This window comes from Desulfacinum hydrothermale DSM 13146, from assembly GCF_900176285.1.
Taxonomy (GTDB): Bacteria; Desulfobacterota; Syntrophobacteria; order Syntrophobacterales; family DSM-9756; genus Desulfacinum; species Desulfacinum hydrothermale.
Genome location: NZ_FWXF01000007.1, coordinates 137,289 through 151,416, shown reverse-complemented (window position 1 = coordinate 151,416; position 14,128 = coordinate 137,289). Strand labels below are relative to the sequence as shown.

12 protein-coding genes are annotated in these 14,128 nt (G+C 61.5%); 4 read left to right on the top strand and 8 right to left on the bottom strand.

The genetic code is table 11. The annotated features are described in order from the left end of the window. Positions 1 to 21: 21 nt before the first annotated feature. On the bottom strand, positions 22 to 2,685 hold the full coding sequence (locus B9A12_RS08205) for a M1 family metallopeptidase (protein WP_212636875.1): 2,664 nt from the start codon (positions 2,683 to 2,685) through the stop codon (positions 22 to 24). Between the two features lie 151 nt (positions 2,686 to 2,836). On the opposite strand from B9A12_RS08205, the gene B9A12_RS08200 reads away from it, so the two are divergent. Beyond that, a complete protein-coding gene (locus tag B9A12_RS08200) occupies positions 2,837 to 3,349 on the top strand; it encodes a MarR family winged helix-turn-helix transcriptional regulator (protein ID WP_084057404.1) in 513 nt (170 codons plus the stop codon). Next, the gene (locus B9A12_RS08195) at positions 3,346 to 4,185 is read left to right on the top strand and encodes an HAD-IIB family hydrolase (RefSeq protein WP_084057403.1); all 840 of its coding nucleotides are present in this window, start codon (positions 3,346 to 3,348) and stop codon (positions 4,183 to 4,185) included. Before B9A12_RS08200 ends, B9A12_RS08195 begins: the two co-directional genes overlap by 4 nt. A gap of 106 nt (positions 4,186 to 4,291) precedes the next feature. Here the strand turns inward: B9A12_RS08195 and B9A12_RS08190 are convergent, their stop codons facing one another. From B9A12_RS08190 to B9A12_RS08165, 6 genes are all read right to left on the bottom strand, one after another. Next, entirely contained in the window at positions 4,292 to 5,398 is a 1,107-nt protein-coding gene (locus tag B9A12_RS08190; protein WP_084057402.1) for an ABC transporter ATP-binding protein, read from the bottom strand. 38 nt (positions 5,399 to 5,436) lie between these two features. Then, complete coding sequence (locus B9A12_RS08185; protein WP_084057401.1) at positions 5,437 to 6,267, bottom strand: carbohydrate ABC transporter permease; 831 nt, start codon at positions 6,265 to 6,267, stop codon at positions 5,437 to 5,439. A 19-nt stretch (positions 6,268 to 6,286) separates the two neighbouring features. Beyond that, positions 6,287 to 7,168 (bottom strand): carbohydrate ABC transporter permease, encoded by an 882-nt coding sequence (locus B9A12_RS08180; RefSeq protein WP_084057400.1) that lies wholly within the window; start codon positions 7,166 to 7,168, stop codon positions 6,287 to 6,289. Between the two features lie 72 nt (positions 7,169 to 7,240). After that, the gene (locus B9A12_RS08175) at positions 7,241 to 8,554 is read right to left on the bottom strand and encodes an ABC transporter substrate-binding protein (protein ID WP_084057399.1); all 1,314 of its coding nucleotides are present in this window, start codon (positions 8,552 to 8,554) and stop codon (positions 7,241 to 7,243) included. Between the two features lie 463 nt (positions 8,555 to 9,017). Continuing rightward, the gene (locus tag B9A12_RS08170; RefSeq protein ID WP_084057398.1) at positions 9,018 to 9,560 is read right to left on the bottom strand and encodes a nitroreductase family protein; all 543 of its coding nucleotides are present in this window, start codon (positions 9,558 to 9,560) and stop codon (positions 9,018 to 9,020) included. A gap of 86 nt (positions 9,561 to 9,646) precedes the next feature. Beyond that, positions 9,647 to 10,438 carry an RluA family pseudouridine synthase gene (locus B9A12_RS08165; protein WP_084057397.1) on the bottom strand — a complete coding sequence of 264 codons (792 nt, stop codon included), beginning with the start codon at positions 10,436 to 10,438 and terminating at the stop codon, positions 9,647 to 9,649. A 75-nt stretch (positions 10,439 to 10,513) separates the two neighbouring features. On the opposite strand from B9A12_RS08165, the gene B9A12_RS08160 reads away from it, so the two are divergent. Continuing rightward, positions 10,514 to 12,010 (top strand): RsmG family class I SAM-dependent methyltransferase, encoded by a 1,497-nt coding sequence (locus B9A12_RS08160; protein ID WP_084057396.1) that lies wholly within the window; start codon positions 10,514 to 10,516, stop codon positions 12,008 to 12,010. 68 nt (positions 12,011 to 12,078) lie between these two features. Here the strand turns inward: B9A12_RS08160 and B9A12_RS08155 are convergent, their stop codons facing one another. Next, positions 12,079 to 12,741, bottom strand: a complete 663-nt coding sequence (locus B9A12_RS08155) for a YiaD family glycine zipper/OmpA-like lipoprotein (protein ID WP_084057395.1) — start codon at positions 12,739 to 12,741, stop codon at positions 12,079 to 12,081. Between the two features lie 181 nt (positions 12,742 to 12,922). Between B9A12_RS08155 and B9A12_RS08150 the strand changes: the two genes are divergently transcribed. Continuing rightward, positions 12,923 to 14,128, top strand: a complete 1,206-nt coding sequence (locus B9A12_RS08150; protein WP_170920450.1) for an MFS transporter — start codon at positions 12,923 to 12,925, stop codon at positions 14,126 to 14,128.

Sequence of the window (14,128 nt, the reverse complement as noted above, 5' to 3'; positions counted from 1 at the left end):
ACGGAAGTCCCTCAAAAAAAATCACCCGAGTCCTTCCAGATACGCGGCGGCCTGGCCGGCCACCGTGGGACACACGTCCTGGGAAACACGCCTTCGGATCTCCTCCAGGGCCTCCAGAACCAGGGGCTTCACGTTGTCTTGGAGTCGAGCCACGTGCTGGAACGTGTTGAGCAGCCGAGATGCCACGGTGGTGTTCACGGGGGCCAGTTCCACCACGTGATCCCGAATCCAATGGATGCCCTGCGGGGTCCAGACCCGCTTGGTGTTCAGCGCCATGGTGACCAGTAGCGCTCGGCTCAACGTGGGATGGGTGATGTCAAAGGTGGCCCGGGCCTTTTCCTCGGCGATGGCTTCGAAAACATCGGGCTGCGTCCGGGACGCCACCACCTTGAGGTAATTGGCGTAGCCGCTCACGTCTGAATGCCAGGCTCGGTAGGTCTCCTCCATGAGGTGCGTGCGCTCCGGCCAGCTGCTGCGGTTCAGGGCCATGAGGGCCGAGACCCGGTCGTTGGCGGTGGTGGCTTGGCGAAAATGCTCGTAGAGCAGTCGGTGCACCTCCGGTGTGTCCGCCACGGCGATGAGTTCGGTGACCGTGGCCTTGAGCATCCGATCTTCCAGGCCGTCGCGCGGATGGGCCGGGGGGTGGTGCGTGTGGATCTTGTGAAAGAGCTGGATCAGATCGTGGTGGAAACGGCGGTTGACGGCCTCCATGAGCCTTTCCCGGGCCGTGACCAGTTCCGGAAACCGGGTGGCGTAGCGGCGGTCCAGTGGCTGTTCGTCGATTCGCAGGAAGAAAGAGCGCAGGGCCGGGGAAAGGGTGTCGTCGCGAAGAAAGACCCCGTAAAGGTCCAACCACTGGGGGTCCACTTCCCGGTCGGGGTCCTGGACAAGGCGCAGGCGCTGCCGGTCGGTCAGCTGCCGAAAGGCCTCCACCCGGTTGAAGGCATGGGGATCCAGCAGGGCCTGGGCCCTCAGGGTTTCCATGGAAACGCCTTCCATCCGGAACGTTCCGTAAAAGGACATGTGGCGGTTGAGGGAAGCGAAGGCGGGCGCTTCGCTGAGGCCTTCCAGCACGAGGCGGTCCTGGAAGCCTTCCAGGAGAATGGTCCGGGAGGTTCCCGGGATGTCCCGGCCCCGGCGGTCCACCAAAGCCAGTTGCATGGGGACCGGAAAGGGGCGGGATCCGGGAGGAACCTCTTGTCGGAAGTCCACGGTGAAGGTCCCGTTGGCTTCGTTGTAGGCGCACGTTGCCGTCACCTTGGGATAACCCAGGGTGTGGAGCCATTGCTTTTTGAAGGTTTCCAGGGATCGGCCGGACGTTTCTTCAAAGCACTGGAAGAATTGATCCGTGTTGGCGTTTCCGTGACGGTAGCGAGTGAAGTAGAGATGCTTGCCCTTCTCAAACGTGTCTTCGCCCAGCATGAGGCGGAGCATGCGGATGACCTCGGCCGCCTTCACATAGGTCACCCCGTCCACCAGTTCGTCCGGATCGTTGAAGCCTTCGCGCACGATCCGGCCGGCATGGCCTCCGTCCTCGATGGCCAGGGGCCCCAGCAGGGGATTGCGGATGCTGTCCACCTGGTGGAGCCGCATGAAGGTGGGATCGAAAACGGAGGCCATGTAACGGCGTTCCACGTCCACGGTGTAGGCTTCGTTGAGCCACATGTCGAACGGTGTTTCCATGGTGGTTTCGCTGCCGCACTGGTTGTGTTCGAACTCATGGACGATCACGGCATGCGCGTAGAGCAGATGGCTGTCCAGGCTGTGTTCCCCCACCAGGGCGGCATCGGTCACGATGGTGGTGTTGCCCACGTTTTCCATGCCCCCGAAGTTGGACTTGGTCATGCAGATGGTCCGATAGGTTTCCCCCGGGTATTCGTAGCCCTGGGTTTGGTGAATCCACAGGATGGCATCTTTGAGGATCTCCATGGGGATCCTGGCCTGGTCCACCTTGCCGGGGGGGACCAGATATTCCAGTCGCACGGTCCGGCCCGATGGGTAGGTGATGGAATCGCACAGTTCGTCCCAGGTGCCGGCGCAGGCGATGAACAGATAGGGCGCCATGGGAATGGGGTTGTGATAAGTGATGCGCTTCCGGGTCGGGTCGTTTTCCAGGGGCACGGGCACGCCGTCGGGGTTGTGCGTACGGCTGACGTTGCCGTTGCTGATGAGATGGGTGTAGCGGGCGTCTCCTTCCAGGGTGGTGGTGAAAGTGCACTTGGCCCGGCAATCGTCCAGTACGGGCATGATCCGCTGAAACCCCCACTGCTGGCACTGGCTCATGTATTGCTGGGGGGCTCCGGGCGGCGTCACATCGCGGTAGATCCCCTCCAGGAGATGATCGGAGGGAAAGCAGATGGTGTGGGTGGCCACCGCGAAACGATCTCCCGGCTGGAGCGGCCGGGAAGGGGTGATGAAGAGCTTGTTCCGGGCGGGATCCGTCCTGAAGGCGGCCGGTTGGGCACTGTGGGGATCCTCGGGATGGGGGTTGAAGTGGACGGATCTCACTTCCAGGTTGTTGGCATCCAGGGCGATGAGATCCTGAGCCGCCACGGCTTCCAACTGCAGGTGGTTTTCCGCCTCCACCCGGTCTTCGTAGAATCTCAGGGTGATGTCCATGTGGTGGAGCTTGAGGGGCAGAGGACCGAAATCGGACCGCATGTACCGAAACCTTCGGGTGCTCACGCTGTAACCTCCTTTTTTCTGCTCGAAAACCGTCATTCCAGGGCGACCCTGGGAAAAATGTATGCTATAAACGCCGGGGCGTTGGATCTGTTTTAATCCATGGAGGCCGTGAGGGCTTCAGAATTCTCTACCATCAGTTTGGAGGATTTTCATGGTGGACCCGACGGTGGTGCACATTACCAAAAGGTTGCGGCAGATCGCCCGCGAGCTGGATATCCATTCCAAGCACATCCAGGAGACCTACAAGATCACCGTTCCCCAACTCATCTGCTTGCGGGAGATCCACGAGTACGGCCCCATCTCTCTAGGGGCGCTGACCAAGATCGTTTTCCTCAACAGCAGCACGGTGACGGGGATCGTGGACCGCCTGGAAAAGAGGAACCTGGTTCGGCGCACCCGTGTGAGCAAGGATCGTCGAAAGATTCATGTGGAGATCACGGAAGACGGCGTGGAGTTCATCAAGAACGCCCCCACCCCCCTCCAGGACACCTTTGTGAAACGGCTCCAGCAGTTGAGTGAAGAAGAGGTCCAGGCGATCCTGTGGGCCATCGAACGCCTGGTGCAGCTCCTCACCTCCGATGCCGAAGGGATCCCGGAGCAGCCGGTGATCCCGGTGGCAGGGGGGGAGACCCCCGCCGCGAAACCGGAGGAGCCCCAATCATGACGGATTGCAGCGCAGGCCGCAACGTTTCGTGCCGAGGTCTTCGGCCCCTGGCAAGCCTTACGGCGCGGCAAGTGGAAGGCCTGTGGGGGGTTCTCTTCGATATTGACGACACCATCACCACCCAGGGCCGTATTCCCGCCTGTGCCTACTCGGCTTTGTGGGCCCTCAAGGACGCGGGTCTGAAACTCATTCCCATCACCGGGCGTCCCGCCGGCTGGTGCGACCACATGGCTCGCATGTGGCCCGTGGATGCGGTGGTGGGGGAGAACGGAGCCTTTTACTTCTGGTACGACTCGACCAGCGGAAGACTCAAAAAACGGTATTTGATGACGGATGCCGAACGGAGGGAGAACCGACGCCGCCTTGAGAGGATCTGGAAGGAAATCCAGGCGCGGGTGCCGGGGGCGGCTCTGGCCTCGGACCAGTCGTATCGGGAAGCGGACCTGGCGGTGGATTACTGCGAAGACGTGCCGGATCTGGGCTGGGAGGCAGTGGAGCGCATCGTGGAGGTGTTCAAATCCCACGGTGCCCACTGCAAGGTGTCATCCATTCATGTGAACGGCTGGTTCGGCGATTACGACAAGCGGCACACGACACAACTTCTGGCCCGCGAACTATTTGACATCCCGCCGCATGGCCTCAGACGCCGAGGCCTCTTTTGCGGTGATTCTCCCAACGACGAGCCCATGTTTGGAAGCTTCGATCTCTCGGTGGGTGTGGCCAACATCGCCCGGTTCGTCCCCCACATGGAACACCTTCCCGCCTTTGTCACTGCCCGTGCCGGGGGCCAAGGGTTCGCCGAGCTGGCCGGGAAGATCCTGGCGCTCCTATCTTGACGCCCAGGCCCCCAGAAGGATCGGCGGGCTTGTGCGAAAGAAGGTTGGATCGGCAACCGTTGGGCGGCCTGCATGGAGGCCGGGGGCTTGGGCGCCCGGCCACGGATCAATCGCCGTTCAGAGCCGTCCCGGTTTCCGGCTCGAAGAGATGCATCTTGTTCATGTTGACCGCCAGGTCGATCGGTTCGTGCACGCGCACCTGCATGCTGGGACTGACCCGGGCGGTGAAGCTGTGGCCCCCCACGGCGGCGGTCACGATCACCTCGGACCCGATGGGCTCTCGCACATCCACTTCCGCCCGCAAGGGTTCCACCCCCTCGGGCAGGTCATCTCGGGTGCGTTCTTTGATGTCTTCGGGGCGGATTCCAAAGATCACCTCCCGGTCCACATGGTCTCGGTAGGCGGACGCGCGATGCCGGGGGATCTTGAGTCGAAAGCTTTGCCCGTCGACCCACAGATCTTCGCCTTCCCGGGCGATCCGCACGTTTAGAAAATTCATGGACGGGCTTCCGATAAAGCCCGCCACAAACCGGTTGGCCGGGCGTTCATAGACCTCCAGGGGCCGGCCCACCTGCATGATCTTTCCGTCTTTCATGACCACGATCCGATGGGCCAGAGTCATGGCCTCGATCTGGTCGTGGGTGACATAGACGATGGTGGACTGCAACCGTTCGTGCAGCTTGGCCAGCTCGGCTCGCATCTGCACGCGGAGCTTGGCGTCCAGGTTGCTCAGGGGTTCATCGAAGAGAAAGGCCTGGGGATCGCGAACAATGGCCCGGCCCATGGCCACCCGCTGGCGCTGGCCGCCTGAAAGCTGGGCCGGTCGGCGGTGGAGCAGATCCGAGATGCCCAGAATCTCCGCCGCCCTCTTGACCCGCTGGTTGATTTCGTCCTTGGGCACGCCCCGGTTCATGAGGCCGAAGGCCATGTTCTTGTAGACGTTCATGTGAGGATACAGGGCGTAGCTTTGGAAGACCATGGCGATGTCCCGATCCTTGGGCGGCACCTGATTGACCACGCGTCCCGCAATGGAGATTTCCCCGCTGGTCACTTCCTCCAGGCCTGCAATCATCCGCAACGTGGTGGATTTGCCGCAACCGGAGGGCCCCACCAGCACCACGAACTCCCGGTCGGCCACCGTCAGGGTGAAGTCCCGCACGACCCAATGTTTCTTGAAGCGCTTGTTGACCTGTTCCAGTCTGATCTCTGCCATGGTTGCCCGTTGATCTCCTTGGGAATCGTTGGATAGTCCTATTTTTCCTGGCGCATGGCGAAGCCCTTGACGAAGCTTCCCTGCAGGATGAGCAAAATGATGAGCGGGGGGAGCATCGCCAGGATGGTGCCCGCCATGATCACGTTCCATTCGGCGGCCTGTTCCTCACCGGCCAGAAGCATCTTGAGTCCGATCTGCACCACGCGCATGTCGTTGGACTGGGTCACGATAAGAGGCCACAGATACTGGTTCCACATGTAGATGAATTCGATCATGAAAAGGGCCAGCATATTGGTCTTGGACAGGGGCACCAGAACCTTCCAGAGGAACTTCATGGGGCCTGCTCCGTCCATCCGGGCGGCATCGGCCAGATCGTTGGGGACGGTGAGGAAGAATTGGCGGAAAAGGAGGGTCCCCGTGGCGCTGGCGAAAAAGGGGATGGTCAGGGCGTAGTAGGTGTTCATCCACCCAAAGTCCTCCACCAATTCAAAGGTGGGGACGATCCGGATGGGCAGGGGCAGCATGTGGGTGATGAGGATGAGGATGAAGAGGGTGGCCTTGCCCCGAAACTCTCCGAAATAGGTGAAGGCGAACGCCGCCAGAATGCTCAACACGATCTTCCCGGCGGCCACGGCCACGGAGATCAGGGTACTGTTGAAAAGGAGGCGGCCCATATGGACCCGTTCCCAGGCCGCCCGGTAATTGTCCAGCAGATGGGAGCCCACGTGGAACTTGGGCGGGAAGGAAAAGGATTCCTGGAAGGAGTGAGTGCTGGTTACCAGGGCGAAGACGACGGGAAAGACGATGAGGAGGATGCTCACCGTCAAGGTGATATGAGCCAAAGCACGTTGTGTTCGGGTGATCTGCATGGCGGAAGACGCCCCCTCTTCAACGGTAGAAAACCTTCCGGCCGGCGAACCGGAACTGGAGGATGGTCAGGATGGCCACGAAGACGAAGAGCACGATGGACTGTGCCGACGCGTAGCCGGTTCGGAAGTTGACGAACCCGTCTTCGTAGAGCTTGTAGACCAGAATATCTGTGGCCTTACCCGGACCGCCCTGGGTCATCACATCGATCAGGCCGAAAACCTCGAAGAAGCCGTAGAGCGAATTCATGATGAAAAGAAAGAAGGTGGTGGGTGACAGCAGCGGGAAGGTCACCTTCCAGAACCTTTGAAACGTCCCGGCTCCGTCCATGTGGGCCGCTTCCAACAGCTCCTTGGGAACGTTTTGAAGACCGGCCAGGAAAAAGATGACATTGTAGCCCAACATCTTCCACGTGGCGGCGGCGGTCACGATGAGTAGGGCCAGATCGCCGTTGGTCATCCAGTTGATGCGCATGCCGGTGGCGCGTTCCACAAGATAGGTGATGGGGCCGGTGGACGGATCCACGAGAAGGGCCCAGATGGTGCCGGCCACGGCGGGGGAAAGGGCGAAGGGCCAGATGAGGGCCGTTCGATAGATGTCCACGCCGGCCAGGGGCAGGTTGGCCAGCACGGCCAGCCCCAACGACACGCTCAGCCCCACCACCACGATGAAGCCCGTAAAGAAGAAGCTCCGGATCAGGCTGTTCAAATAGGCGGGATCCCCCAGCAAAGTGACGAAATTTCGAAGCCCTTTGAAGATGAGAACGTTTCCAAAGGGCGACACCCGAAAAAGGCTCAGATAGAAGGACTGGATGGACGGGACGATGAGAAAGACCAACACCACCACCAGGGAGGGCAGCACCAGGAGGTAGGGCAGCAGCCTGTTGGGAAAACGACTTTCCATTGGGATCCTTTGTGGCCAGGGGAAGGGGCCCGAAGTTCCGTGGGTTTCGGACCCCGTCCCGGATCGGACAGATTATTGGTAAAGCTCCGAGTATTCCTTGAGCACCCGGTTGGCCTCTTGGGCCGCCTCGTCCAGGGCCTTCTTGGGATCCGCCTTGCCGGCGAAGCTGTTTTCCAGGGCGGTCTGGACGATGTTGCGGATCTCCACGAAGTTACCGAGCCGCACGCCTTGGGACATGGGCGTCTTCACCCCGGAAAGGACCTGCAGGAAGGCGGTCAGGTGGTTGGGATGCTTGGCAAACCAGCCTTCGTCCATGAGGAGCTTGAGCGCGCTGTTGGTGGCGGGGAAGTAGCCCGTGTCCTTGTGCCACTGGGCGGTCACTTCGGGGCGGATGACCCACTTGAGGAATTCCTTGACGGCCGCATATTCCTTGTCACTGTGGCCTTTGAGCACCCACAGGGTGGCCCCGCCGATCACCGAATTGCCCCGCGAATAGTCTTGGAAGCGCGGCAGGAAGGTGGTGCCCACCTCGAATTTGCCCTTGGCGGCGGCTTCGATGGAGCCCACCGACGAGGTGGATTGGATCAGCATGGCGATCTGCTGGGAGAGAAAAGCCTTGTTGGCCGAATACTCCCGGCCCCCGTAGATGTAGACTTTTTCCTTGGCCATGCGGGACATGGTTTCCAGGTACTTCACGCCGAAAGGCCCGTTGAACAGGACCTGGGTGGCGCGGCCTTTACGGCCGTTTTCGTTGTTGGCGTAAAACTGGTTGTGGTAGGCGTGGGCCTGTTCGAAAATCCAGGCAGGCCAGCCGGTGGAAAAGGCGTTGGGGACCACGCCGGATTCCACCAGTTTCTTGCCCATCTCCTCCAGTTCCTTGAAGGTCGTGGGGGGGCGGTTGGGATCCAGGCCCGCCTTCCTGAAAAGGTCCTTGTTGTAGTAGAGGATGGCGGTGGAGGAGTTGAAGGGCATGGAATAGAGTTTGCCGTTCACGGAGTAGTAGTCACGGATGGGGCCCACCACGTCGCCGAAATCCACCTCGCCTTCCTTGAACAGGGTGTGGACCGGGACGATCACGCCGCTGTCCAGCATGGTCTGGAGTCCCACTTCATAGACCTGAGCCAGGTGGGGAGGATTGCCCGATTTGACGGCCGCAATGGTCTTGGCCAGCACTTCCTTGTACTTGCCCATGAATTGGGCCTCCACCTGGATGTCCGGGTGGGCCTGGTTGAATCCATTGACGATCCGTTCCACCGCCGGCAGCCGTTTGCCGCTCATGGCGTGCCAGAACGTGATCTTGGTCACGGCCTGGCCCACGGCGGGCATCAGCAGCAGGGCCAGCGCAAGAACCAGAACCAGTGCGCCCGTTCCTTTTCGTGCCTTCATGGGTTCCTCCTCCTTTGTTGAGATAGGGTCTCCCAGGTCCCCGGCCTGGGCCGTCGCCCCCACCGCAGGAGCGCCGGCGTTGGGTGCCGGGGCGTTTCCAGACAAGCCGATCGGGGTGGATCCCCAAGGGTTCTTGTTCCAAACCGCCAGAGCCGCAGGCCTCTTGTACAGAACGCTGTGATCGGAATCCTGTCCTGCGTGCCGGGTAGTGCGCGCTTGGCGATCGTTGGCCTGTGACGGCGAGCCCCAGGTGCCGTGGCGGCGGCCTGCCCTTCCCGGTGGGTCGTCGTCGGGCCGGCTGCTACAGGCTGGGCCGGCCCAAGCGCTTGAAACCTGGGCGCGGTGGCCCCAAGGTGCGCCCTGGGCCATTCCCACCGGCTTTCGCCCCTTGTCTTCACGGTTTACCCAGGTCGCCGGTGCACAAAAAACGGGATGCGGCCGCCGCCGCATCCCGTTTTTCCTTTCAGAACTTCTCGTAATGGGTGAATTCCTCCACCTCCCGCCTTTTGGGTGCCGACGGCACCTTGGACGGATAGCCCATGGGAAGGAGCACCACCACCTCGTAGCCCTCGGGAACGCCCAGGACTTCCTTGGCCTTGTCCTGATCGAAGAGGCCCACCACCACGGTGCCCAGACCCAAGTCGGTGGCGGCCAGGCAGATGTTCTGGGTCGCGATGCCCAGGTCGAAGAGAAACCAGTCGCCGAACTTGGTGGTCACCTGTCCCTTGTAGTAGCCGGAGCTTTGGAGCTTGCCGCACAGGGCAAGAACCACGGGGGCCGCCACGATGGCCTTGGTGGCCGGGTTGCCCTTCCCCATGGTCGCCTGAAGCTTTGACTTGGTCTCGGGGTCTCGCACCACGACCACTTCCCAGCACTGGGTGTTGGCCCAGGACTGGGACCACTTGACGGCCTCCAGGATCTGGTTGAGAAGGTCGTCCGGAACGTCCTTGTCCTCAAAGTTTCGGATACTCCGTCGGGATCGGATCACATCCATCAATTCCGCCATGAGGCACCTCCCTGGCATGTGGGTGGTTGGAAAGTGTGCAAAGGGTGATGGCATTCGTTCCTTATTTTTTCACAAGAATTCCGGAGTTACAAGACTTGGGAGAGGCTTTGTGACCTTTCATAATCGGACCATGCCCACAGAGGCCGAAAGGGGTGTGCTGGATGATCGGGAAAAACGTCCTTTTCGTCCCAGGGCCATTGCCTTGGGAGGGGGCAGACCACCTCCACCGAGGTGGAGCGGGTGGGGTGGGGGACCACCAGGCGCCAGGCATGGAGAGCGATCTGTCGGTTGGGCAGTGGCCGCAAGGCACCATAGCGGAGGTCCCCGGCGATGGGGCACCCCACGGCGGCCAGCTGAACCCGTATCTGGTGCTTTCGGCCGGTTTCGAGCCGGACGGCCACCAAAGACCGGGACCCTTCCGTGCCCAACACCCGATAGTGCAGGCAGGCACGGCGGCCTTGGGGATGGCCGTCCTGGACCACGTGGGTGGATCCGCCCGGTCGTTGGCACAGGTGATGGACCAGGGTGGCTTGCGGCACCTTCGGTTGTCCTTCCACCACCGCCAGGTATTCCTTGAGCGTTCCCTGTTCCCGAAAGGCCCGACTGAGACGGGAGGCGGCCTTGCTGGTCTTGGCGAAGATCAAAGCTCCTGAGACGGGTCGGTCGAGCCGGTGAACCAGGCCCAAAAAAACATTCCCCGGCTTTTGGTATCTTTCCTTGATCCATCGCTTGGCCAGTTCCAGAAGGCAGGGATCTCCGGTGCGATCTCCTTGAACCAGAAGGCCCGCGGGCTTATAAACGGCGAGGACGTGATTGTCCTCGTGGAAGACGGGCCAGGCGGGATGGAAGAAGGTTTCGTTGGAAGCTCGCGGACACATGAGTCTCATCCTTGGAAGGTGTTCGATAGCGGGAAAAGCCGCCGGGACCCTTCGGGCACTCAAGGGAAGTGAAACATGAAAAAGACCCCGCACGACCGGAAGGGCAAACCAGGCCCGAAGCAGCTCGGGGCGATCCTCACCCGATGCGGCGTTTCCCTGGCGCCCGAGCAAATCCACCGGCTCTGGGCATACCACCAATTGCTCCGCAAACACAACGAAGAGCTGAATCTCACCCGGATCCACAATTTCGAAAACATGGTGGAAAAGCTCTACGCCGATTCCATCCTGCCGGGACTTATGATTACCCTGCCGTCTCCCTTGTTGGACCTGGGAACCGGCCCTGGTATGCCCGGCATACCCCTGAAGATCGCCTTTCCCCATCTGCAGGTGATCCTGGCCGAGGCCCGCGGCAAACGCGTGGATTTCCTGCGCAAGGCATTGGATGAGTTGGGGCTGGAAGGGATGCGTGCCGAGGGGGGGCTGATCACGGCTTCCTTCAGTGAGCCGGTCAGAGGCGTGATCACCCGGGCCGTGGAATCCATCGGCGAGACGCTGACACGCATCGAAGGCTGCCTGTGCCAGGGGGGACTTGCGATCTTCATGAAAGGGCCCCGGTGCGACCAGGAGGTGGCCGAGGCCATTGGGAACTTTGCGGGCCGGTTTGAGTTGCAGCAAGACATGGCCTACACCATCCCCGGCACACCCCACGAACGGCGGCTGGTGGTCTTTCGCCGGCTTACGCAAAGGCCAGGCCAGGTGCGCAAGGTGTTCGAGGGTAGGGGCCGTCACAAGCGTGTGGCCAGTTCCGCCAATGCCCATTTCAAAAGGCTCAAGAGAATCCTCACGGCCAAGGGGATCCGCAAAGAAGGCACGGCACTGGTCAGTGGAGACAAGTTGGTGCGTGACGTGATCCAGCGGCACGTGGACCGGGTTCGCACCTGGATCTCCTGGCCGGGGGGGGCCGTTCCCCCGGAAGGCTTGCCGGACCAGGTCCTTTGGATCGAACTGGAAAAGAGCCTGTTTCGCGAGCTGGACGTGTTCGGAACGGGAGCCCCTCTGCTGGAAATAGGGGCGCCTCCTCTGGAACCGTGGGATCCGGGTTCCCCCCTGCCCGCCGGCGTGACGCTCTTGGTGCCCTTTCAGGATCCAGAGAATGTGGGAGCGGTGCTTCGCAGTGCCGTCGCCTTCGGGGTGCGCGCCGTGGTGATTCTCAAGGAAGGGGCCAGTCCGTTCCATCCCAAGGCGCTGAGGGCGTCGGCCGGAGCCGCTCTGGACGTGCGCCTCTATCGCGGGCCCGGTCTGAAGGATCTTTCGCCCGAGCTCCCCCTCATCCCCCTGTCCCGGGAAGGTAAACCGCTGGACCGAGCTGTTTTTCCGGAAACACTCGCCATCCTCCCTGGAGTGGAGGGGCCCGGACTTCCGGAGGCGTGGAGACAACGCGCGCTGTCCATTCCCATGACCGACCGGGTGGACTCACTCAATGCCGCCTCCGCCGTGGCCATCGCGCTCTACGAGTGGTCTCGGCGCCGCAGGGCGGAAGAGGAAAAGACGAGGGCCCCCGAAAAGGTGTAGGCGCGGAAAGATCCGCGCCCACACGATTGGGTGCCGAGATTGGGAGGGGTTCGGCCCTGGACCGAGGGCTAGCCCTCCACTGGGGTGATCACGATATTGACCCGCCGGTTCATCTGGCGTCCGGCTTCCGTGGCGTTGGTGGCGATGGGCTTGGATTCGCCGTAGCCGATCACATCGATGCGGTCAGGATTCACGCCACGTCCCACCAGGGCGTTCTTGACGGCCATGGCGCGCCGTTCCGAAAGCTGCTGGTTGTAGGCTTCGGAACCCGTGCTGTCGGTGTGGCCCTCCACCCGGATGCGGGTCTGGGGATAGTTGTTCAGAACGCGGGCCACCCGGTCGATCTCATCATAGGCTCCGGGCTTCAGGGTTGCCGAATCATAGTCGAAGAGCACGTCCGAGCGGAAAGTGACGGCCAGCACATTCTGATCCCGGCGGATGCTCGCCGCTTCCACGCCGGCCAGGGCCTGCCGCATTTCCTGTTCCTGACGGTCCATGTAGTTTCCAATCATGCCGCCGGCAACGCCACCCACGAGGGCACCCGCCGCCGCACCGATCAGGGTGGATTCGGTGTCGCGGCCAATGGCCTGACCCAGCACCGCGCCCGTGGCAGCGCCCACGCCCGTACCGATCATGGCGCCTTTTTCCGTTCGATTCCGCGGGGCGGCGCAGGCGCTCACCAGCATGAGCACCACGAGAAGAACACCGATCGAAGCAAGATAACGTTTCATCTGCAACCTCCTGGTTTGAAGACTCGGTCCTATCCGTTTACCCTTTCATCATAAGTCCTTCAGGGATGGGTAACAAGATGTATGAGAAGGGCACATGGGTCTTGCATCGGGCGGCGAACGTTGTAGACTGCCGCTTCTCAACGTCTGGTGCCTTGCGCCCACGTTCACTGGAGTTGATGGCATGAAATGGATCGCTGCGTTCCCTGGGGTGCTTCCCTTTCCCATGCGCCTGCTGACCTTTCCCCTGTGCGGATTCACGTTCGTGACCGTGCTGTGGATGACCCTGTCCTTTTTGCCCGTCCATCTGCAATCCCTGGGGATTTCCGACGGCATGATCGGCACCATCATGGGCACTTATTCCTTATCCGCTCTTTTTTTGATGCTGCCATTGGGAGTTTTGTCCGACAGGGTGAGTCCCAAAAAAGTGCTGGAGGTGGGGGCGGTGCTCCTTTTGCTGCACCTCATGGGGCTTCGCCTGGTGCGCAGCGCGCCTCTTTTTCTCTTCATGGCCTGTGTGGGAGGCATTGCCTGGGCCATCTTTCAGATTGTGCTCCAGGCGCTCTTCCTCAAGGTCATCCAGCCGTCCCATCGCGGTTTGAAGATCGCCCTTTTTCAGATGGGCACCTTCCTGGGCTTTGGTACGGGCCCCCTGCTGGCGGGAACGGTGTGGGGGGAGATGGACTACGTGCGGATGCTGCGCTTCGCCGTGGCCGGCGCCGCGGCGCTCATGGTGATCGTGTTGCTTCTGGAAGACAGCGACCCCATCCATTTCGGCATCAGGGATTACCGGGAGGACTTGAAGCAGCCCCGCGCCCTTCTCTTCTTGCTGGTCTGGGTCATCTACGCCTCCCACCTGGGAGTTGAACACACGGCCTTTACGCTCCTCATGAAAAAGGGGCTGGGATTCAGCAATGCCCAGATCGGCTGGTGCTTCCTGGCTATCGGGGTTTGGATGGCGCTGGTGTCGCCCGGATTGGGGCATCGTTTCGATGTGCGCCAGAGCGTGATCCGCCTGCTGGCCCTGGGGCTCATGGCCTCTTCCACCTTCCAGGTGCTCACAGGATTCGCTTCCAGCCCTTTGCAGATGATCGTGATTCGCTTGTTCCACACCCTGGGCGATGTCCCCGTCATGCTGGCCATGAGCATCATGACGGCGGCTTTCTTCCCAGCAGGACGTCTGGGGGGGCATTCGGCGGTGGTGTACGCCGTTCGTACGGTGGGCGTCTTTGCGGGCAACTATGGGGCGGGGCTCCTGATGCCCCATGTGGGGTACCGGGGCGTCTTCGCCGCGAGCGGCCTCGTGGTCCTTGCCGCCACGTTGGCGCTGCTGCCGAGCATCCGCCGCACCCTCCATTTGGTCCAGCCTGCGAAGAACCCTCCCGCATGA

Bases quoted from the DNA above. Each gene is read 5' to 3' on its own strand.
- B9A12_RS08150 (WP_170920450.1), top strand. From the start codon at position 12,923: ATGAAATGGATCGCTGCGTTCCCTGGGGTGCTTCCCTTTCCCATGCGC.
- B9A12_RS08170 (WP_084057398.1), bottom strand. From the start codon at position 9,560: ATGGCGGAATTGATGGATGTGATCCGATCCCGACGGAGTATCCGAAAC.
- B9A12_RS08160 (WP_084057396.1), top strand. From the start codon at position 10,514: ATGAAAAAGACCCCGCACGACCGGAAGGGCAAACCAGGCCCGAAGCAG.
- B9A12_RS08190 (WP_084057402.1), bottom strand. From the start codon at position 5,398: ATGGCAGAGATCAGACTGGAACAGGTCAACAAGCGCTTCAAGAAACAT.
- B9A12_RS08165 (WP_084057397.1), bottom strand. From the start codon at position 10,438: ATGTGTCCGCGAGCTTCCAACGAAACCTTCTTCCATCCCGCCTGGCCC.
- B9A12_RS08200 (WP_084057404.1), top strand. From the start codon at position 2,837: ATGGTGGACCCGACGGTGGTGCACATTACCAAAAGGTTGCGGCAGATC.
- B9A12_RS08155 (WP_084057395.1), bottom strand. From the start codon at position 12,741: ATGAAACGTTATCTTGCTTCGATCGGTGTTCTTCTCGTGGTGCTCATG.
- B9A12_RS08195 (WP_084057403.1), top strand. From the start codon at position 3,346: ATGACGGATTGCAGCGCAGGCCGCAACGTTTCGTGCCGAGGTCTTCGG.
- B9A12_RS08180 (WP_084057400.1), bottom strand. From the start codon at position 7,168: ATGGAAAGTCGTTTTCCCAACAGGCTGCTGCCCTACCTCCTGGTGCTG.
- B9A12_RS08175 (WP_084057399.1), bottom strand. From the start codon at position 8,554: ATGAAGGCACGAAAAGGAACGGGCGCACTGGTTCTGGTTCTTGCGCTG.
- B9A12_RS08185 (WP_084057401.1), bottom strand. From the start codon at position 6,267: ATGCAGATCACCCGAACACAACGTGCTTTGGCTCATATCACCTTGACG.